Here is a 20,925-nt window from a genome sequence, read left to right as displayed (position 1 = left end):
TAAAATCGTTGATTTTTATTTGTCTGGAAGTGTGCCAAATACTAAAACACCATCGTCAAAGACAGGAATCTTTGTTGTTTTTTGCATATTGGATGTTAATCCTTGATAGGAATAATCATTTGAGGCATCCCATATATTCGATCCATTTGGAGCAGATAATCGAAATTGTATTTCCTTCTTATGCTCAGATTCTCCTCTAGGAGAAATAGCAACGCCCGTAAAATCGATTTCTGCAAAATAGACGCGGCTTGATGCGTCATATACTTTTAAAGGCGATAAGGAAGCGCCTTCATTGTAGGCTGCTGTCACTTGAATATCCTTTTCAGTGAATCCCTTTGCAAAGACCTCGCTCAGATTGACGTAATATCTAAAGGATAGTGTTTGACTGCTTCTTGCCGGCCAGCCGGACCTGTTGTACAACACTGCTTTCACTTGAGTAGATGTTGTATCGTTATGCATCACAGCTGCCTCTACAAAAAACTCATCCTCCACTTGTTCTTTAGGCGGGAAATTTGGCAGCTTTGATTGCCCTTGACCAAACAGCTGCACCATTTTGGCGATATTTCCAGTAAAGGCGGCATTATAATCGGTCGCCACCTCGTTAGATATATAATCAGAGATATCATCATCATATTGATCCTGTGCATTAGGACCCCCTACAAGCGCTCCATAAAGAATGTGCCGGTGAGATGGAGGATTTGTCAGCTGGTTAGACCATGAGCCATGTGCAGTACGGTGGTGCGGGTGCTTCGGCGGATTCTGGCCAAACCCAACGACGTAGCTTCTATTCAGCGGATTATCACCTAACATATAGTGGGTTTGCTTAATCGCAAACGATTGGTATCGATTTTTCTTTTCTTGATCAGATACCCAATCAGCATAGACAAAGGCTAAAAATGCTGCATTGGCGGCATAACGAAGTGAACCCCATTGATCCAGCCATGCCAAACCGCCAGGCGTATAGGTGATTCTTTCTACTTTTCCATTTTGAACAAGACCTGTGGTCCAGTAATCAAGATTGCGCTCTGTCGATTCTATAAATCTGTTTTCTTTCGTGATTCTTGCTAGTAAGATTTGTGAAGCAAAAAAAGTATTGTCCCATGACATGGTAAACGTATAATCCCAATCCTTCGGCCATTCCTCTACCGCTTTTAATGCTTTGTTTAAATAGGTTTCTTCATTTGTCGCCAAGTACAGCCAGATTCCACCCCAAATAAGTTCGTCAACATAGCCGCTCCAGGAGTTGTAAAATGGCTGCGCATTGGTGACACAATCAGTATATTTGCCGCGATACTTGTCAGCAAATGCATATAGCTGTTTGGCGTGTGTTAAAAGCTTTGCTGCATAGGACGCATCTGTTTCTTTAAAAATGATAGAACCTGCTGCTAAAGCCGCCGCAGTTTGTGCAGCTACTTCTGTGCCAGGACAATGTTCATCAATTTTAAAAGCTGGCCGGTTCATCGGCATCACTTCTGCTGGCCCCCACCAAGCATGATCGGCGTTTCCATCACCTACTTGCGCCCAAAATTCATTCGGTCCTGTATGTGCTTTCAAAAAATAATCTGTTGCCCACTTGATTTGATCTAAGATCTCATCAAGCAATTCTGCTTCTTCATAAGCTTCCCGGTATTCATATACTGTCCATGCAAGCACGGCTGCTGAGTAAGCCATCGGAAGTCCAAATTTCACATGATCTCCTGCATCATACCAGCCGCCAGTTAAGTCATGCCCAACATCCTTCCCGTCCTCTAGTCCAGAATCTCCCCGCCAGTTAAGGCGATTACTTTCCGGAAGCCGGCCTGACCGCTGCGCTTCATAAAACAGCATGGATTTTTGTAGAACCTCTACATAGTTGTAAGATGCCATTATTCTATTGCTCACCCCTTCTTTTTAGTGAAACATTTGATCAATAGACGAACCGCCTCCTTTTTATATTTCGTTTCGTGATCTGTACAGTTTTGAAAAGAATCAAATATGTTTCAAAAATAAGCATAGTAAACAGCAATCAGCTTTACGCTCATCGAAGGTTTTCTCTTGATTCTCCTTCTGACTGTACCCAGAATGATCATATGTCGCTTAAGAACATTTCAGACGGCGAAATTCTCTTTTGAGCTCTATTTGGGTAGAAAGAATGACATACAATCTCTTCTCTTAAAACATCACGCTAAATCAAGATATATGAAGGAATAAGAAAATAATTCCAATTGATAAGAAATCTTTATTAGTTAACATAATAAAATTATTGTATATAAAGAAAAGAACGCCCTTTTAGGGCGCTCTTATTTATCACATTAAAATAAAGAAAGCTGGTTTTGATCAGGAAGTGCTTCTAAACAGCCTTGACGATCTAAATATTCAAGGATGGTCTTCGACACTTTTCCGCGTTTTTGTAAATCTTCTTTTGAGAGGAATTCCCCATCTTGCCGCGCGCGGACAATATTTAACGCAACGTTTGTACCGAGGCCGGGGATGGAGTTGAATGGCGGTATTAATCCGTCTCCATCAATGATAAACTCTGTTGCACTTGAGCGGTAAAGGTCAACTTTTTTGAAGTGGTAGCCTCTTTCACACATTTCAAGGGCAAGCTCTAGTACAGTTAATAGGTTCTTTTCTTTCGGTGATGCATCTAAACCTTTTGAATTAATATCGTCCATAACAGCTCGAATCGCATTCGATCCTTTTGTCATCGTTTCAATATCAAAGTCATCCGCACGAACGGTAAAGTAAGCCGCATAGTACAGGAGTGCATGATGCACCTTGAAATAAGCAATACGAACAGCCATTAACACATAAGCAGCCGCGTGGGCTTTAGGGAACATGTATTTGATTTTTTTACAAGAATCAATATACCAGTTTGGTACATTATTATTCTTCATTTCTTCTTCCCATTCAGGAGGAAGTCCTTTTCCTTTACGAACAGATTCCATGATTTTAAAGGCAAGTGACGGCTCTAAGCCTTGATAGATGAGATAGACCATAATATCATCACGGCACCCAATTACTTCACTTAGTTCACACGTTTTATTGTGAATGAGCTCTTGCGCATTTCCGAGCCAAACATCCGTACCGTGTGATAGTCCAGAAATCTGAACAAGCTCTGAGAAAGTCGTTGGTTTTGTATCCTCTAGCATTTGCCGAACAAATCTTGTCCCAAATTCCGGGATACCGAGTGTGCCTGTTTTACAGCCAATTTGCTCTTCTGTGACACCTAGTGGCTCTGTCCCTTGGAAAATCTTCATGACTTCAGGGTCATCTGTTGGAATCGTTTTTGGATCAATTCCGCTTAAATCTTGAAGCATACGAATGACCGTTGGATCATCGTGCCCAAGAATATCCAGCTTCAACAAGTTATCGTGGATCGAATGGAAATCAAAATGTGTCGTCTTCCAATCGGAACCTGTCGCATCTGCTGGGTATTGAATAGGTGAGAAATCGTAAATGTCCATATAATCAGGCACTACGATAATCCCGCCTGGATGCTGGCCTGTTGTCCGTTTTACTCCTGTACAGCCTTGTACAAGCCGGTCGATTTCAGCGCCTCTCATATGAAGGTTATGATCCCCTGCATAGCCTTTTACGTAACCATATGCTGTTTTTTCTGCAACGGTACCAATCGTACCTGCTCGGTATACATAATCTTCACCGAACAACTCTTTCGTATAGTTATGTGCGATCGGCTGATATTCGCCTGAGAAGTTCAAGTCAATATCAGGGACTTTGTCTCCTTTAAAACCTAAGAACGTTTCAAACGGAATATCATGGCCATCTTTTTTATACGGCGCTCCACATTCTGGACAGTCCTTATCAGGAAGGTCAAAGCCTGAACCAACAGATCCGTCATTAAAGAACTCAGAGTGCTTACAGCTTGGGCATACATAATGAGGTGCAAGTGGATTCACTTCAGTAATCTCTGTTAATGTCGCAACAAGAGATGAGCCGACAGATCCCCTTGAACCAACGAGATATCCATCATCAAGTGATTTTTTTACGAGCTTATGAGAGATTAAGTAAATAACGGCGAAGCCATGACCGATAATACTTTTTAATTCTTTCTCAATGCGGTCTTCTACGATTTTCGGCAAATCATCTCCGTAGATGCTGCGCGCCATTTGATAGCTCATTTCCCGTATTTCTTCATCTGCACCTTCAATTTTTGGTGTGTAAAGATCATCTTTAATAGGTTTAATGCTTTCGACCATCTCAGATACTTTTTGCGTATTTGTTACGACGATCTCTTTCGCTTTTTCGTCTCCTAGGAAGGAGAAGGCTTCGAGCATTTCATCTGTCGTTCTAAAATGAACTTTTGGCAGTTCATGGCGGTTCAGCGGATTCGCTCCACCCTGTGATGAAATTAAGATTTTACGATAAATTTTGTCCTCTGGATGCAGGTAATGTACATTTCCAGTCGCCACAACTGGTTTATTCAGCTTTTCGCCAAGCTTGACAATGTTTGTGATGATTTCTTTTAACGCACGTTCATCTCGAACAAGCTCAAGCTGCAGCAGGTGCTGATACACTTCTGGCGGATGTACTTCTAAATAGTCATAAAATGCTGCAATGTCTTCCACCTCATCAGGGGACTTTTGCATCATTCCTTCAAATACCTCACCCTTATCACAAGCAGACCCAACAATTAAACCTTCTCGATATTTCTCAAGCTGAGAGCGCGGAATACGCGGGACCCGGTAGAAATAATGAATATGAGAAAGTGAAACAAGCTTAAATAAATTCTTAAGACCTGTCTCATTTTGAGCAATCAAAGTCGCATGGTAAGGACGTGAGCGCTGGAAAGCATTCGACTGCCCCATGTTTTCATTCAATTGATCGTGATAGGCAATTTCTTTTTCAGCCGCATCTTTTAGCATCTTCAGCATGAGATAGCCTGTCGCCTCTGCATCATAAATCGCCCGGTGATGCTGCGTCAGTTCAATATCGAACTTTTTACAAAGGGTGTTCAGCCGGTGATTTTTAAATTCTGGGTAAAGGAACCGGCCAAGTTCAAGTGTATCAATGACAGGGTTTGACGCTTTATCTGTTTTTAACAGACGTTTATACGCTGCATTTAAAAAGCCCATATCAAAGCTCGCATTGTGCGCAACAAGGATATCTTGTCCAATCCATTCTTTGAAATCCCGTACGACGTCGACGACATCTGGTGCATCTCTCACCATATCATCGGTGATACCTGTTAATTCGATGGTGGTCGCTGATAACGGGTGATGGGGATTTGCAAATGCCTCAAAGCGGTCAATGATTTCCCCGCCTTTTATTTTCACTGCTGCAAGCTCAATGATCGTGTCATAAACAGCTGAAAGTCCAGTTGTCTCGACGTCGAATACGACATACGTCGCATCCTCTAACAAGCGGTGCTCTGGGTTATATGCAATCGGTACCCCGTCGTCTACTAAGTTGATTTCCACACCGTACATCATTTTGATGCCATGCTTTTTACTTGCTGCATACGCATCTGGGAAGGATTGTACAACGGCATGATCTGTCAGGGCAATTGCTTCATGTCCCCATTTTTTTGCTTGTTCAACAAGTCTGCCAATGCCAGTGACAGCATCCATTTGGCTCATAGGGGAATGTAAATGAAGCTCCACACGCTTTTCACCCTCAGGTGCTGTATCTTCTTTCAGCTGCGGTTTCATTTCATTGACATCATTAGCGATCATGACAAGATCTCTGACAAACGTATCATTTTGAATGCTTCCTCTTGCTTTCACCCACATGCCTTTTTTCAATGATTTCATCAGCTGAGCATCTTCTTTTTCTCTTGCAAACATTTTGATCAAAATACTGTTTGTATAATCTGTGATCTTAAAGATACAAAGCGTTCTCCCGCTTTTCAGCTCACGCGTTTCTGCATCGAATACGTAGCCTTGAACGGTAATTCTTCTTTCCTCGTCCATGATACTATCAAGCGTACGAATTTCTTCATTGTCTTTGATTTGATAGCCAATCATCAGAGGGCCTGACGGAGCTTCATTCTGCTCCTCACTTTCTTTCTTCTCCATCTCAGTTAGGGCTTGCATGGCTCTTTCTTGATCTTCAGCAAGCTTTTGTTCTCTGAACTTCTGAATCTCTTGATCTGATACAAAAATTTCTGTATCGAATTGCAGCTCTGGAAAGCCCACTTGTTTAAATGCGGCCTGGAGCATCGGGCTGTACTTCTTCTTAATAGCGAGTGCCTCTGTTTCGCTTTTCGTTTTAATGATGATTTTATGTCCAGACAGCGATGGTTTTTGCTGCTGAAGCAAGCTGATGATTGGGGGAGAAATTCCTTGAAGTTCTTCCACACAATGTGACCAGTACGATTGCACGAGTTCTTCAGATATGTGCGGATCACTCACTTCAATCGTACAAGTGATTTGTGCAATATGTGAAAATGCATTTGTCAGCCTGCTGAGAAACATGGCGTATACTTTGTAAGGCAAAAGCGCCTTAAATTTAAAAAGGAAATGCCAAGTTTTCGTCGCCTTATGCACCGTCAATTTGACGATTTCTCCTTCTTCAAAGTAACGACTGAGGTCATCATCTGTCATTTGAATCTGATTGAGTAATATATGAAATTGCCGCCGTGTGATCGGTAATTGTTCATCCAAGACAGGACCCTCCTTTTGTCAATCAGAAAGGTACCTCTTTTCTACAGGAGGTACCTTCATTTTTTTGTTCGTTTTATGCTTGGCGTATAAATGAAATCAGATCATCAACAGATACTTCATGTGATTCACCTGATTTTCTAAACTTCACTTCTACTATACCTTCTTCTGAACGTTTTCCGCAGCTAATACGAATTGGCAGTCCAATTAAATCACTGTCTGCAAATTTTACTCCTGCACGCTCCTGGCGGTCATCGAAAAGTACGTCGAAACCTTCATCTTCTAATCGCTCGTACAATGTTTCAGCCAGTTCTTTCTGCGCATCGTTTTTCATATTTAATGCAAGGAGGTGAAGGTCATATGGTGCCACTGTTTCCGGCCAAATGATTCCTTTCTCATCGTGATGCTGTTCAACAATCGCTGACAGCGTTCTAGAGATGCCGATGCCATAGCAGCCCATAATCATTGGCTGCGCACGACCATTCTCATCGAGGTACGTTGCATCCATCGACTCAGAATAACGAGTGCCTAATTTAAAGACTTGTCCTACTTCAATCCCTTTTGCAAACTGGATTGTGCCTTCCCCATCTGGAGAAACATCTCCTTCTTGAATCAAGCGAAGATCTGTGAATTCTTTTACTGACACGTCACGTGCAGGATTGACATTGACATAATGATAATCCGCTTCGTTTGCACCAGCGACTGCATTTGTCATTCCCTTCACAGCAAGGTCCGCATAAATATCGACTTCTGCTTCCAATTTAACAGGTCCAACAAATCCAGGCTCAGTTCCAATGACTTCCAGCACTTCTTCGCGTGAAGCAAGCTCGACAAGCTGTGCTCCTACCAAGTTTTTCACTTTCACATCATTTACTTCATGATCACCTCTAGTAATAATGAGAACATACGCATCATCTGCTTTAAACAAAACAGATTTAATGCAAGCAGAAGGATCAACTTCTAAAAATTCAGCCACATCTTGAATGGTTTTCACTTGCGGTGTGTGGACTTTTTCAAGTTCTTTGAAGTCCGCAGGATTTGCTTCTTCTCCGTGATATACAGCCTCAGCCATTTCAATGTTTGCAGCATATGAGGAAGTATCAGAATAAGCGATGGTATCCTCTCCGACTTCTGAAAGCGCCATGAACTCATGCGTATCTTTTCCTCCCATTGCCCCAGAATCTGCAATGACTGGTCTAAAATTGAGACCCACTTTTGAGAACACATTAGTGTAAGCCGTAAACATTTTGTTGTATGTCTCATCAAGGCTTTCTGGTGAAGAATGGAATGAGTATGCATCCTTCATGATAAATTCACGTCCGCGCAGCAGTCCAAAGCGTGGTCTCTGTTCATCACGGAATTTTGATTGAATTTGATATAAAGTTAAAGGAAGCTTCTTATACGATTTCACTTCGCTGCGTACTAGCGATGTGATCACTTCTTCGTGGGTTGGGCCAAGCGCAAATTCGCGGCCATGGCGATCCTTCATACGCATCAGTTCTGGACCGTATGTATACCATCTTCCTGACTCTTGCCACATTTCTGCCTGCTGCAGCACTGGCATTAACAGCTCAGCTGCGCCTGCCTTTTCCATTTCCTTGCGGACGATCGATTGAATATGCTGAATGACTTTATGCGCAAGCGGCAGATAATGATAGATTCCACTTGTATTTTGTCTAATAAACCCAGCTCTTACTAAGAGTTGATGACTTTTTGCCTCAGCATCTGCCGGCACCTCTCGAAGAGTTGGAATGAAAGTCAGGGATTGTCTCATGTCGTTACACCTCATTTATGAAATAGGACTTCTCACAAAAACTCTTGTTTCCCGGAATGAGAAACAAGAGAGAATGGTTTTTATAAAAATAACCGCTGAATGTCATTCCACGTTACCACTAACATTAACAGCATGAGGAAAGCAACACCGATAAAGACAACAAGTGCTTCCTTCTCACGATTAATTGGTTTACCGCGAATGGCTTCAACAAATAAGAATAGTAAACGTCCTCCGTCTAATGCAGGAATCGGTAACAAATTCACGATGCCTAGGTTGATACTGAGGAACGCCGCAAACTGCATTAATGTTAACACACCTTGTTTGGCTACTTCTCCTGTCATGTCATAAATTCCAACAGGACCTGCTAACATGTCTAGTGAAAATTGTCCTGTGACAATTTTTTGCAAGTTCGTTAAGATCAGACCTGCCGTTGAAATGACAGTTGTTCCAGAAGATGAAATAACTTTCAAAAATCCATTTTCCGTTGGCGGATATGATCCGAAACGGCCAATGCTTTTCCCATCTGCTTTTACAGCTTCTGGTACAACCTGCACAGTGCTTTCTTTGCCGTCTCGGTCAATGACGACATTCATTTTTTTCTCAGGGTTCTTTTGAACTGTTTGAACGACGTCTGTCCAAGAATTCATTTTCTCGCCGTTAATGGACACGATGTGATCTCCCTGCATGAGTCCAGCCTCAGCCGCTCGGCCGTCTTTCGTCAGCTTACCGAGTACAGGATCATCAACGGTTACCCCTTGAATAAAACCTAAAGCAACCAAAATCACATACGCCAGGATAAAGTTCATAATCGGTCCAGCTGCGATGGCTTTAATTCGCTGCCAAACTGTTTTTGAACCAAATTGACGATTGTATGGTGCGATTTGAATTTCTTCACCATCTGCAATATAGAAGCTTGTTTGACTGACATTGTAGCCAGTCAGAATATCTTCATTTCCAGCTTCATATCCCGAGATTCTCATAGCATGATCTAAATCAATCTGCTCAACTTCGATGACAAGTGCATCAGGATATTTTTCTTTATCATTTAAAATGATCTTTTCTACTTCATTTTGCTCATTGAATAAGAGCCCCACTGTATGACCTGGTTTAATTTCGATAACTTCAGGGTCCTCTCCGGCCATTTTAACAAATCCGCCAATAGGGAGAAGTCTAATGGTATAAACGGTTTCTTTTCGTTTAAAGGAGAAAATCTTCGGCCCAAAACCAATTGCGAACTCGCGGCATAAAATCCCCGCGCGCTGCGCCATAATTAAATGGCCAAGCTCGTGGAAAAAAACGAGCGTTCCAAAAATAATAATAAACGCAATCACTGTATTCACGAACATACCACCTTATGTGAGGATTGATTGAACAAAGTCTCGTGTATCTTTGTCCACTTCATGGATATCTTGCAAACTAGGCGTTGAAATCACATGATGTCTGATTAGTGCCTTTTCAATCAATTCTTCAATTTGCAGGAACGTTACTTTGCCTTTCAGAAATGCATCGACTGCCATTTCATTTGCTGCATTAAGTACAGCAGGCATTGTCCCTCCTATTTTACCTGATTCATAAGCAAAATGTAAGCAGCGATACCTGTCAAAATCCGCTTTTTGGAAATTCAATTGTCCAATCTCCCAAAGGTTCAATGATTTCGCTTCTTGTAACGGCGCCCTGTCAGGGTATGTGAGTGCATATTGAATAGGCACTCTCATGTCAGGTGTCCCTAACTGAGCCATGACGCTTTTGTCGTGAAATTCCACCATCGAATGGATAATGCTCTCTTTATGTAGCAGCACATCAATTTGTTCATAAGGGATATCAAACAACCAATGTGCCTCGATCACCTCGAGCCCTTTATTCATCATCGTCGCTGAATCAATGGTGATTTTCGCTCCCATCGACCAGTTCGGGTGGTTCAGCGCTTCTTCAACCGTAACACCTTCAAGTTCAGTTCGTTTTTTATCTCGGAAACTACCACCTGAAGCTGTCACGATTAAACGTTCAATATTTTTAGCTTGTTCACCTTGCAGGCATTGAAAAATAGCGGAATGCTCACTATCGACAGGAAGTAAAGGTACATCATATGTTTTAGCGTACTCTTTTACTATATGACCAGCTGTCACAAGTGTTTCCTTATTTGCGAGAGCAATCGTCTTTTTTTGTTCAATGGCCTTTAATGTTGGAACAAGTCCAACACTTCCTACAAGTGCATTGACCACTACGTCCACTGCATCATAGGTCGCTGCCTCGATGTTGGCTTCATCACCAGCAGCCAGCTTCACATCGTATGCAAATGAATGATTTTTTAGCATGTGATAGGTTTCTTCGTCTACACAGCCGACGAATTCAGGCTGAAAGCGCTCAATGATCGGAATCGCCTTTGCTATATTTCTGCCAAATGTCATGGCTTTCAGCTTAAACTTGTCCGGGTGCTGACTGATCACATCTAACGTTTGTTCTCCAATTGATCCTGTTGCGCCTAATAGCGAAATATATTTCAAATTGCCACTCCTTCTCTCGTTCAATAAGTTTCTATGAGGTTAGCTGGCAAACGTTGCGAGCAGTAAGTATAAAAACGGCAGAACGAATAAAAAGCTGTCAAACCTGTCCAAAATCCCGCCATGGCCAGGGAGAATTGTCCCTGAATCCTTCACGTGATAATGACGCTTTAAAGCAGATTCCACAAGGTCGCCAAGCTGTCCAAAGATACTGAGTAAAAGAGTAATAAACATCACAAGCAGATATGATGGCAAAAATCCTGTAACCGCCTGAAACACAAGTGACAACACGACCGCTGTGACGATTCCGCCGATAAATCCTTCTACTGTTTTGTTTGGGCTGATTTCTGGCCAAAGCTTTCGTTTCCCCATAGATTTTCCAATAAAATAGGCTCCTGAGTCAGTAGACCAAATAATCACTGCTGCGAAGAAGATCGCACTCATGCCATATAAGCCTCTAATTTGGATAAAATAATAGAAACTAACGCCAATATATAATGTGGCTAATACAACAAAAGCAACCTCATCGAAAGTGAAAGAGTTTTTGCTCAAAACTGTATAAGTTAAAAGTATTAAGACTGCAAATAAAGCAATCTGCATTTTTGATGCGTCCACGTTTGGGAAGAAGCTGTTGTCTCCGCCCATTAAAAGCCAAAGCAATATTAAGCTGACAATACCAGGAAAGCTGAAAATCGAGATCTTTTTCATTCTTAAAAGCTCAAAGAGAGCGACACTTCCCATTAAATAAATCAGCAGGGTAAATGGCATCTGTCCATATATAACTGCAAGCAAAAAGACTGCAGCTGCCAAAACACCCGTCAAAATTCTTTGTTTCATCTGCACCACCCTCTAAATTCCACCGAACCTCCGGCCGCGGCGCTGGTACTCTCCGATAGCGCCTATAAGGTGCTCATCAGAAAAGTCAGGCCAAAGCACATCCGTAAAGACAAACTCGCTGTACGCAATTTGCCAAAGCATAAAGTTGCTTAATCTAATTTCTCCACTCGTGCGAATGAGCAAATCCGGATCTTGAAGAGATTCTGTCATTAAATAAGCTGAAAACATCTCTTCTGTGATGTCTTCTGCTCGAAGCTTACCTTCTTTGACCTTTTCAGAAATTTGTCTGCATGCGGAGACGATTTCTGTGCGCCCTCCATAGTTGAGCGCAAAGTTTAAAACGAGCCCGTCGTTATTCGCCGTACTCTTTACTGCGTTCTCTACCGCTTTTTTCGTATGCTGCGGGAGGCCGTCTGGATCACCTGTTAAACGCACACGGACATTCTCCTCGATGAGTTCAGGCAGGTAGATGTTTAAAAATTCTTCAGGAAGTTTCATTAAAAAGTCTACTTCTAGTTTTGGACGTTTCCAATTTTCCGTAGAGAAAGCATACAAAGTCAGCACTTTGACATTCAGCTCATTTGCAAGCTTTGTCATGCGCTTGACGACTTTCATTCCTTCATGATGACCTGCTACCCGTGGAAGAGCACGTTTTTTCGCCCATCTTCCGTTCCCATCCATGATAATGGCGATATGTTCAGGAATTTCTCCATTTAATATGTCTTCTTTTGTCAGGCTTTCTAAGTTGGAAGCTGCTGTTTGCTGATTCTTCCAATTTTTGAGTATATTGAGCATGAGATTCCTCCATCACCCAAAAAGGTTGCGTTCCCGCTAAATAATATAGTCATCAACAGTATTAACAAAAAAACCCCCTGTAAACATGAAGAGGGTCTTTTCACTATTATCTATTGTACATAGTTTTTTCTTAAACTTCCATGATTTCTTTTTCTTTATCTTTCGTCACGTCATCAATTTTAGCGACATATTCATCTGTCAATTTTTGAACATCCTCTGTCGATGATCTTAATTCATCTTCAGTGATCTCCCCATTTTTCTCAAGCTTTTTCAAATCATCGTTTGCATCACGACGCACGTTACGAACAGCTACTTTTGCTTCTTCTGAGTATTTTTTTACGACTTTCACAAGCTCTTTACGTCTTTCTTCTGTCAGCGCAGGAATCGCAATGCGGATCACATTTCCGTCACTTGTTGGCGTGATGCCAAGATCAGACTTTTGAATCGCTTTTTCGATATCACCGATTGCTGTTTTATCGTAAGGTGTGATAATCAGCATACGTGCTTCTGGCACTGTGATCGACGCAATTTGGTTAAGCGGTGTTTGTGCACCGTAATAATCCACTGTCACTTTATCAAGCAGTGAAGCATTCGCACGGCCTGCACGAACAGTTGCAAGCTCACGTCCGTACGCTTGTACGGCTTTTTCCATTTTTTCTTTCGTTTGGTTCAACACTTCTTTTGACACGTTATTTCCCCCTCACGATCGTTCCGATTGATTCGCCGTTTACGGCACGTTTAATATTTCCTTCTTCCATAATGGAGAAGACGATTAATGGAATGTCATTGTCCATACATAATGAGGACGCAGTAGAATCCATTACAGCAAGCCCTTCTTTAAGTACATCAAGATATGAAAGCTTATCATATTTTACTGCATCCGCATCTGTACGAGGATCAGCACTGTAGACACCATCTACATTATTTTTCGCCATTAAAATGACATCTGCTTCAATTTCTGCTGCTCGAAGTGCTGCTGTAGTATCTGTAGAGAAATAAGGATTCCCTGTTCCAGCAGCAAAAATGACGACACGTTTCTTCTCAAGATGACGGATCGCTTTTCTTCTTATGTATGGTTCTGCAACCTGTCTCATTTCAATAGAGGTTTGCACTCTAGACTGAATGCCAAGCGTTTCTAGGCTGTCCTGTAACGCCAGTGAGTTCATCACTGTTGCCAGCATCCCCATGTAGTCTGCTGTTGCACGGTCCATTCCTAGATCACTGCCTGTCTTCCCGCGCCAAAGGTTTCCTCCGCCTACAACGACTGCAACTTCAACATCAAGCTCTGCAATTTCTTTTACTTGCTTTGCAATTGATTGAATGACAGTTGGGTTAATTCCATTTCCAGCATCACCCGCTAGTGCTTCGCCACTTAGCTTCAGTACAATGCGATTATATTTCGGTTTGCTCATGATAACCTCCAAGTGTATACTATACCGTCTCTTATTATGCGTAAGAAACTGCCTTTTGTAAATCAATATCCTCTAAAAAATAGGGAACACAGTGCTTGTGCTCCCTAAAAAAGCCCCAGAGAGCTTTTCAAACATTATTTTTTCACTTGGCTCATAACTTCTTCAGCAAAGTTGTCTTGACGTTTTTCGATACCTTCGCCCACTTCATAGCGAACATAAGTTTGAACAGTTGCGTTTTTCGCAGCTACAACTTGTTTCACTTTTTCATCTGGGTTTTTAACGAACGCTTGGTCAAGTAAGCAAATTTCTTCGAAGAATTTGTTTAGACGGCCTTCTACCATTTTAGCTACGATGTTTTCAGGCTTTCCTTCTTGAAGCGCTTGCTGTGTTAGTACTTCACGCTCACGGTTTGCTTCTTCTTCTGACACTTGGTCACGAGAAATGTATTTAGGGTTTACAGCTGCAACGTGCATTGCGATGTCTCTTGCAAGCTCTTCGTCAGTTGTTCCGTTAAGAACAGCTAACACACCGATACGTCCGCCCATGTGTAGGTAAGAACCGAATGCAGCATTATCTTCTTTTGTGATGACAGAGAAACGGCGTAGAGTGATTTTCTCTCCGATTTTCGCAATTGCAGATGTGATATGCTCTTCAACTGTTGAACCGTTTTCCATTTTAGAAGCATGAGCTTCTTCAAGTGTTGCAGGTTTAGCAGCAAGCAAATGATCAGCAAGTTCGTTAAGAAGTGCTTGGAATCCTTCGTTTTTCGCAACGAAATCAGTCTCAGAGTTCACTTCTAGGATCACGCCTGTGTTACCGTCAGTTTTGATAAGAGTTAATCCTTCTGCCGCAATACGGTCTGCTTTTTTCGCAGCTTTTGCGATTCCTTTTTCTCTTAGAAGGTCGATTGCTTTCTCGATGTCACCATCAGTTTCTGTTAACGCTTTTTTACAGTCCATCATACCTGCACCAGTTTTTTGACGCAGTTCTTTAACTAATTGAGCAGTAATTGCCATTTTACATTTCCTCCTTCTATGTTAAAACACGGATTACTAGGTGAAAAAAAGGTGATAAAAGGCATTTCCCTCTTATCACCTTTTGAATAGGTTACGCAGTTGTTGTTTCAGTTTCTGTCGTTTCTTCTACAACAGCTTCTTCTTCGCCTTGTTTAGACTCAAGAATCGCATCTGCCATTTTAGCAGTTAGAAGTTTTACAGCACGGATTGCATCATCGTTTGCAGGGATCACAACATCAATTTCGTCTGGATCACAGTTTGTGTCAACGATACCGATGATTGGGATATTCAATTTACGAGCTTCTGCAACTGCAATACGCTCTTTACGAGGGTCGATAATGAAAAGTGCATCCGGAAGACTCTTCATGTCTTTGATTCCGCCTAGGAATTTTTCAAGACGCTCTAATTCTTTTTTCAGTTGAACGACTTCTTTCTTAGGAAGAACTTCGAATGTACCGTTTTCTTGCATTTTTTCAATATCTTTTAAACGTTTAATACGTTTTTGGATTGTTTCAAAGTTTGTTAAAGTTCCACCAAGCCAGCGTTGGTTCACATAGAACATACCAGAACGGATTGCTTCTTCTTTCACTGAATCTTGTGCTTGCTTTTTCGTACCAACGAAAAGGATTTTTCCTCCGTCAGCAGCAAGGTTTTTCGTGAAGTTGTAAGCTTCCTCTACTTTTTTCACCGTTTTTTGAAGGTCGATGATGTAGATACCGTTACGCTCTGTAAAGATGTAACGCTTCATTTTTGGGTTCCAACGGCGAGTTTGGTGACCGAAGTGAACACCAGCTTCTAGCAATTGTTTCATAGAAATAACTGACATTTTGTTGCCTCCTAATATAATGGTTTTTTTTCCTCCGCTTAAGTCATGTTCACATAAAACTGCGCCACGGCAGCACCTTTATACGAATCATTAAGCGTGTGTATTTAACACCAAGAAATAATATAACACATGATGGACTGACAATCAAGAATCCTTTACAGCTTTCCGCTAAATTTTAATAAAAGCTCGATTTCTGTCTTGCCAGTTTTCATTTCTTTCGCTATTTCTTCTAGTGACCGCCCTTCATCATATAGGGTCTTCACTTGGTCCTCGAATGTTTCTTCTATTTCACTTTTAGAAGGCAGAGAAGCCTCTGTTTCAAGTTGTGGAACGGGTTCGTTTACCTTCTCTTCCTGCACCTCAACTTCGCTAAGGAGAGCCGACAGGTGCTCTGGTACGGGATCTTCACTTTCGACCGATTGCTGGGATTCAATTGGTGGTTGTGGCTGCTTTGGTGTCTGAAGATCCGATTTCAGCTCTTCAGCAGAAAAATCAGGGGAAGCGGCTGCCACTTTTGATAGTTTGTCATTCTCTTCTTTGACCTCCATCAAAAATGCAGCCAGGGTATTTTCCGTTTCTTCTAGAAGTTCTCGCTGCTTTTGTTCTGTTGCCTTCAGCGAATTCATTCTCGTATATAAAATAATCACAAAATAAATAAGTGCAGCATGAAGCATGAAGCTAATCAGCCATAACATATTTTTTCACTCACTAACTCTTTAAGATTGAATGGCTTTATCAAGCAGATGCTTAAGCTTGAACAAGGCCTTTGAATGAATTTGCGAAATGCGCGAAGTAGATAAATTGAGCACTTGACCGATTTCAGTTAATGTCAGTTCTTCTTTATAGAAAAGACTGATCACAAGCTTTTCTTTTTCTGAAAGCTCTGTGATTTTTTCAGAAAGCTGTTCAATTAATTCATCTTTCAGCATTTTCTCTTCTGGAGTCACAGACTTCTCGTCGCGAATCATGACTTGGACGTTCTCTCCGTCTTCTTGATCATGCAGCTTCTCATCGATTGAGAGCAGATTTGCAAAGAATCCTTCATTCATCGTTGTGACGACATCCTGTTCACTCATGCCGAGTTCCTCAGCCACCTCTGTCGGCGTCACATTACGCAAATAACGCTGTTCAAGCTTTTCAATAGCCGCTTCTACTTTTTTTGTTTTTTCTCTTGATGTACGAGGCAGCCAGTCCTCTTTACGAAGACCGTCGATAATGGCCCCGCGGATTCTGAAGGATGCATATGTATCAAACTTCAGATCTCTTCCGGGATCAAATTTTTCAAGGGCATCATATAAACCGAGCATCCCTAGACTGATCAAGTCTTCTTTATGCACTGACTTCGGGAGACCGATGGAAATTCTTCCAACATGATATGTGACGAGCGGCATATAGCGGCGCATAAGATCATCTCCAGCAGCTGGGTCTTTCCACTCTTTCCATCTAGCCCATAGCGCCTGATCTTCGTAATTTAAGGATTGCATCTTTATCCCCCTATACTTCCTTAGTTATATCTTCATAATGCCTTGCTTCACAGTACGGATCTCAAGCTCTGCCGTAAGCGGATCGAATTCGATCGTGCGGCCACTGTTTCCGCCTGTATCCTCACTAATAATCGGGATATGATGAAGAGACAGATGTTCTTTTACAGCTGAAACGTTTCTAGGTCCAATTCTCATTAGATCATTGGTTGACTTAAACTTAAACATTTCCGCCCCGCCAGCAAGTTTTGCCTTTAGCGCATGTTTGCGTGCGCCTGCTTTTAAGAGCAGATCAATTGTATGCTTGACACCTGTATCTGCATATTTAGCCAAGTTCTCCACCGCCCCTTTTGAAAGAGAGGAATCTGGAAGCATAACATGGACAAGGCCTGCAAGCTTTTTGTCTTGATCAAACAAGACAAGCCCTACGCAGGAACCAAGACCGGATGTCCGAATGCGGTCCGGTGATTTAACAAGCTGAACATCCGCAATACCAACCTTTACAACTGCCGGAATTTGCACGTTCATTATAGGTTACCTAATGCTTTGAATAGTTTTTCGAACGATTCAAAGTCTGGTAATAGAAACATATTTCCTTTCAGCTCTTGCTTATTTTGATCATCAAAAATAGATGTATCAATCACAATCGCCTGATCACCAAGAGGACTGAATTGCATCAACCCTTCACTAATGACAGCCCCGAACATATCGAGCGTGACATCTGGAACACTTGGGTAAAGCTGCAATTTGGTTAAATCGGCAAGAGCTGATAAATAAGAGCCCGCTAAAATATTTCCAAGTTCATGAAGTGCTGACGTCCCCATCTCATGTTCATGAATCGTATCAATATCAAATGCCGGATCCTGGACAAGCTCTCTTACAAATTGCTCTGCTTGCTCAAACGGCATAATGAAAAAGATTGAGCCGGTTAAATCCCCTTCCATTCGCAGGAAAATGCTTGCAACAGGAAGGTCTGCACCGCCAAAGAAATCCATTAAATCTTCAAACGAGAGAACCTTGACAAAAGGAACAGCCATATCTATTTTGCGATCCAATAGGTTGGCAAGAGCAGACGCTGCGTGGCCTGCCCCGATATTCCCAACCTCTCCTAAAATATCTAGCTGTTCATCTTTAATTTCGTTGAAAATGCTCATTTCACATCCCCCTTAATGAACAGGTGCACCTTGAACGCTCTTGTCGAGGACAGCACCGGCATGAATGATATTGAAAAGACGCTGATCATGCTTAATGATACCTGTCACCCATGACTGTCCTTCTTTTTCAGCTGATTCAGGAGAAGATTCTACTTCTTCCTGATGGACGGTTATGACATCATTTGCTTCATCAACAATCCAGCCGACTTCAATGTCACCAACTTGTACAATGATCATTCTTGTTTCATCTGTAATTTCGTTGTCAGTAGAACCAAGTCTGACTCTCAGGTCAATGACAGGTGTCACGACACCGCGTAAATTAATAACACCGCATATATAAGGGGCAACGCCAGGAACTCTTGTCGGCTGCTGCCATTTTTCAATGGACTTTACTTCTGATACTGAAATGGCGTATTCTTTTTTGTTTACGATAAACACAATCATCTTTTCGCCAGTTTTGATATCTGTACTCATTTCAGACCGCTCCTCTATTGTTTTTTACTTGATCAGTGCATTACAGTCAACGATGAGTGCAACTTGACCGTCACCTAGGATCGTTGCGCCGGATATCGCAAATACGTTTGGCAGATAATCTCCTAGTGATTTCAATACAACCTCTTGCTGACCAATAAATGAATCGACCACAAATGCTGTCAGCTTGTCTCCTTTACGAACAACAATGATGTGCAGTTCTTCCTCTAATTCATTCGCATTTGGTACGTGGAATTGTTTCTTCAAGTACACGACCGGTACGATAAATCCGCGGAAATCAATCACTTCACGATCATGCGTTTGCAGGATGTCACTTTTCTTAATGACAGCCGTTTCAATAATAGAAGAAATCGGAATCGCAAATGTTTCCTCTTCTAGTTTTACAAGAAGAACGGAAATAATCGATAATGTAAGCGGAAGCTGGATCGAAAATAGTGAACCCTGTCCTTCTGTTGAGTTAATGCTTACAGATCCGCCAAGTGATTCCAGCTTGTTTTTCACAACGTCAAGACCTACACCGCGGCCTGAGATGTCAGAAATCGTATCAGCTGTAGAGAATCCTGCTGCAAAGATCAATGAATCAATTTGATGATCTTCAAGTGTTTCTGCTTCTCTTTCTGTGATAACCCCGCGCTCTAATGCTTTTTCAAGCACCTTTTTACGGTTAATTCCGCCGCCATCATCTTCTACTTCAATGAAGACATGGTTTCCGCTATGGTACGCTTTTAATAGAACCGTACCTTTTTCCGGCTTGCCTTTTTTCACACGTTCTTCTGGTGATTCAATACCGTGATCTAGACTGTTTCTGAGTAAGTGCAAGAGCGGATCACCAATCTCGTCGATCACTGTTCGATCAAGCTCCGTCTCAGCACCCTCAATAATAAGCTCAATTTTCTTATTAAGCTCTTTCGTCAATTGACGAATCATACGCGGGAATCTGTTAAAGACAGTTTCCACAGGTACCATTCTCATGTTCAGGATGATTGATTGCAGGTCTCCAGAAATACGAGTCATTCTTTCGACTGTGTCTGTGAGTTCGTTATTTTCTAGTTCTTTCGCAATCTGTTCTAATCGGCCTCTATCAATCACAAGTTCTTCAAATAGATTCATAAGAGAATCAAGACGGTCGATGTTGACACGAATTGTTTTCGTTCCGCCGGCAGCTGCACCGTTATTGCCATTTGCTTTTGGCGCATCATTTGCTGGCGCTTTCGCAGCAGGAACGGATACTTCTTCTTTTTTCTGTTCAGGCTGCGTCTCTTGTTTTTCAGCTGGAGCTGCTTCTTCAAATGCGGAGACTTCAGAGATCTCAACCTTCTCAACCTCTGAGATCGCCGTAACGATTTTCTGTACTTCGTCCATCGGCTGTTTAGAAAGATAAGAAATGCTGAATTCAGATTCAAAATCTTCTGATTCTAACAGTTCTGCATTTGGAACGGTTTTGACAACCTCGCCTGCTTCATTTAATCTTTCAAAAATCATATAGACACGAACGGCTTTTAGTAAGCACGCTTCACTTAATGTCACGTTGAGTTCATAGCATTTGAAGCCTTGCTCTCTCGCTTCATCAAGAACTGTTCGTTCAAATTCGTTATAATCTAAGTCATTAGCAGCTGATACATCCGCTGTTTCAACGCTAGAAGCTGCCTCAGCATGGCTTCCTGTCACATCTAGCTTTTTACTAATCTCTGTGACATCACGTTTCCCGTCTCCGCCTTCTGCAATCGATTGAACCATTGCTTCAAGGTGATCGAGTGCTTCAAACATCGTATCCATTGACTCAGGAGTGACAATCATTTGTTCATTACGGATCGCATCAAACATGTTTTCTAAGTGATGCGTTAAGTGAGCCATATCGTCAAAGCCCATCGTTGCACTCATGCCTTTCAATGTATGAGCCGCTCTGAATATATCATTCACTAGCTGCAAGTCGGTTGGGTTCTTTTCTAAATCAAGAAGTTTTTCATTACAAGTTTGTAAGTGTTCTCTGCTTTCATCTAAAAAGATATCTAAGTATTGGTTTACATCCAACGTG

The 20,925-nt window shown here is 41.9% G+C and carries 17 protein-coding genes; all 17 read right to left on the bottom strand.

Annotated features, from left to right (window positions below; translation table 11 throughout):
- Window positions 1–15: 15 nt before the first annotated feature.
- Window positions 16–1,866 (bottom strand): glycoside hydrolase family 9 protein, encoded by a 1,851-nt coding sequence (locus ASE42_RS08980; RefSeq protein ID WP_056766451.1) that lies wholly within the window; start codon window positions 1,864–1,866, stop codon window positions 16–18.
- A gap of 425 nt (window positions 1,867–2,291) precedes the next feature.
- The gene (locus ASE42_RS08975; protein ID WP_024426994.1) at window positions 2,292–6,605 is read right to left on the bottom strand and encodes a PolC-type DNA polymerase III; all 4,314 of its coding nucleotides are present in this window, start codon (window positions 6,603–6,605) and stop codon (window positions 2,292–2,294) included.
- 73 nt (window positions 6,606–6,678) lie between these two features.
- Window positions 6,679–8,376, bottom strand: coding sequence for a proline--tRNA ligase (locus ASE42_RS08970; protein ID WP_056766449.1), 1,698 nt, complete (start codon window positions 8,374–8,376; stop codon window positions 6,679–6,681).
- An 80-nt stretch (window positions 8,377–8,456) separates the two neighbouring features.
- Entirely contained in the window at window positions 8,457–9,722 is a 1,266-nt protein-coding gene (gene rseP / locus ASE42_RS08965) for an RIP metalloprotease RseP (protein WP_087975441.1), read from the bottom strand.
- Window positions 9,723–9,728: 6 nt separating this feature from the next.
- Window positions 9,729–10,880, bottom strand: a complete 1,152-nt coding sequence (gene dxr, locus ASE42_RS08960) for a 1-deoxy-D-xylulose-5-phosphate reductoisomerase (protein WP_024424147.1) — start codon at window positions 10,878–10,880, stop codon at window positions 9,729–9,731.
- 39 nt (window positions 10,881–10,919) lie between these two features.
- On the bottom strand, window positions 10,920–11,714 hold the full coding sequence (locus ASE42_RS08955) for a phosphatidate cytidylyltransferase (protein WP_024424148.1): 795 nt from the start codon (window positions 11,712–11,714) through the stop codon (window positions 10,920–10,922).
- 12 nt (window positions 11,715–11,726) lie between these two features.
- Window positions 11,727–12,509: an isoprenyl transferase gene (locus tag ASE42_RS08950; protein WP_024424149.1), complete on the bottom strand. Its 783-nt coding sequence runs from the start codon at window positions 12,507–12,509 to the stop codon at window positions 11,727–11,729.
- Window positions 12,510–12,639: 130 nt separating this feature from the next.
- Entirely contained in the window at window positions 12,640–13,197 is a 558-nt protein-coding gene (frr, locus tag ASE42_RS08945; protein WP_024424150.1) for a ribosome recycling factor, read from the bottom strand.
- Window position 13,198: 1 nt separating this feature from the next.
- On the bottom strand, window positions 13,199–13,921 hold the full coding sequence (gene pyrH / locus ASE42_RS08940) for a UMP kinase (RefSeq protein WP_008344767.1): 723 nt from the start codon (window positions 13,919–13,921) through the stop codon (window positions 13,199–13,201).
- 134 nt (window positions 13,922–14,055) lie between these two features.
- Complete coding sequence (gene tsf, locus ASE42_RS08935) at window positions 14,056–14,937, bottom strand: translation elongation factor Ts (protein ID WP_024424151.1); 882 nt, start codon at window positions 14,935–14,937, stop codon at window positions 14,056–14,058.
- Window positions 14,938–15,028: 91 nt separating this feature from the next.
- The gene (gene rpsB / locus ASE42_RS08930) at window positions 15,029–15,763 is read right to left on the bottom strand and encodes a 30S ribosomal protein S2 (RefSeq protein WP_024426991.1); all 735 of its coding nucleotides are present in this window, start codon (window positions 15,761–15,763) and stop codon (window positions 15,029–15,031) included.
- A 155-nt stretch (window positions 15,764–15,918) separates the two neighbouring features.
- Entirely contained in the window at window positions 15,919–16,458 is a 540-nt protein-coding gene (locus tag ASE42_RS08925) for a hypothetical protein (RefSeq protein WP_024424153.1), read from the bottom strand.
- A 21-nt stretch (window positions 16,459–16,479) separates the two neighbouring features.
- A complete protein-coding gene (locus ASE42_RS08920; RefSeq protein WP_024424154.1) occupies window positions 16,480–17,247 on the bottom strand; it encodes a FliA/WhiG family RNA polymerase sigma factor in 768 nt (255 codons plus the stop codon).
- A gap of 24 nt (window positions 17,248–17,271) precedes the next feature.
- On the bottom strand, window positions 17,272–17,772 hold the full coding sequence (locus ASE42_RS08915) for a chemotaxis protein CheD (RefSeq protein WP_024424155.1): 501 nt from the start codon (window positions 17,770–17,772) through the stop codon (window positions 17,272–17,274).
- The gene (locus ASE42_RS08910; protein ID WP_024424156.1) at window positions 17,772–18,398 is read right to left on the bottom strand and encodes a chemotaxis protein CheC; all 627 of its coding nucleotides are present in this window, start codon (window positions 18,396–18,398) and stop codon (window positions 17,772–17,774) included. The genes ASE42_RS08915 and ASE42_RS08910 overlap by 1 nt, the downstream gene beginning before the upstream one ends.
- Before the next feature lie 12 nt (window positions 18,399–18,410).
- A complete protein-coding gene (locus ASE42_RS08905; protein WP_024424157.1) occupies window positions 18,411–18,872 on the bottom strand; it encodes a chemotaxis protein CheW in 462 nt (153 codons plus the stop codon).
- A gap of 24 nt (window positions 18,873–18,896) precedes the next feature.
- Window positions 18,897–20,921 carry a chemotaxis protein CheA gene (locus ASE42_RS08900; RefSeq protein WP_056766448.1) on the bottom strand — a complete coding sequence of 675 codons (2,025 nt, stop codon included), beginning with the start codon at window positions 20,919–20,921 and terminating at the stop codon, window positions 18,897–18,899.
- Between the last annotated feature and the right edge of the window lie 4 nt (window positions 20,922–20,925).

This window comes from Bacillus sp. Root920 (assembly GCF_001429445.1).
In the GTDB taxonomy this organism is placed as follows: Bacteria; Bacillota; Bacilli; order Bacillales; family Bacillaceae; genus Bacillus; species Bacillus safensis.
Note: the sequence above shows the minus strand (reverse complement) of the source record. Positions and strands in the feature narration are given on the sequence as shown.

Bases quoted from the DNA above. Each gene is read 5' to 3' on its own strand.
- ASE42_RS08920 (WP_024424154.1), bottom strand. From the start codon at position 17,247: ATGCAATCCTTAAATTACGAAGATCAGGCGCTATGGGCTAGATGGAAA.
- ASE42_RS08925 (WP_024424153.1), bottom strand. From the start codon at position 16,458: ATGTTATGGCTGATTAGCTTCATGCTTCATGCTGCACTTATTTATTTT.
- pyrH (WP_008344767.1), bottom strand. From the start codon at position 13,921: ATGAGCAAACCGAAATATAATCGCATTGTACTGAAGCTAAGTGGCGAA.
- ASE42_RS08910 (WP_024424156.1), bottom strand. From the start codon at position 18,398: ATGAGCATTTTCAACGAAATTAAAGATGAACAGCTAGATATTTTAGGA.
- ASE42_RS08950 (WP_024424149.1), bottom strand. From the start codon at position 12,509: ATGCTCAATATACTCAAAAATTGGAAGAATCAGCAAACAGCAGCTTCC.
- ASE42_RS08980 (WP_056766451.1), bottom strand. From the start codon at position 1,866: ATGGCATCTTACAACTATGTAGAGGTTCTACAAAAATCCATGCTGTTT.
- ASE42_RS08915 (WP_024424155.1), bottom strand. From the start codon at position 17,772: ATGAACGTGCAAATTCCGGCAGTTGTAAAGGTTGGTATTGCGGATGTT.
- tsf (WP_024424151.1), bottom strand. From the start codon at position 14,937: ATGGCAATTACTGCTCAATTAGTTAAAGAACTGCGTCAAAAAACTGGT.
- ASE42_RS08970 (WP_056766449.1), bottom strand. From the start codon at position 8,376: ATGAGACAATCCCTGACTTTCATTCCAACTCTTCGAGAGGTGCCGGCA.
- ASE42_RS08955 (WP_024424148.1), bottom strand. From the start codon at position 11,714: ATGAAACAAAGAATTTTGACGGGTGTTTTGGCAGCTGCAGTCTTTTTG.
- rseP (WP_087975441.1), bottom strand. From the start codon at position 9,722: ATGTTCGTGAATACAGTGATTGCGTTTATTATTATTTTTGGAACGCTC.
- ASE42_RS08905 (WP_024424157.1), bottom strand. From the start codon at position 18,872: ATGAGTACAGATATCAAAACTGGCGAAAAGATGATTGTGTTTATCGTA.
- rpsB (WP_024426991.1), bottom strand. From the start codon at position 15,763: ATGTCAGTTATTTCTATGAAACAATTGCTAGAAGCTGGTGTTCACTTC.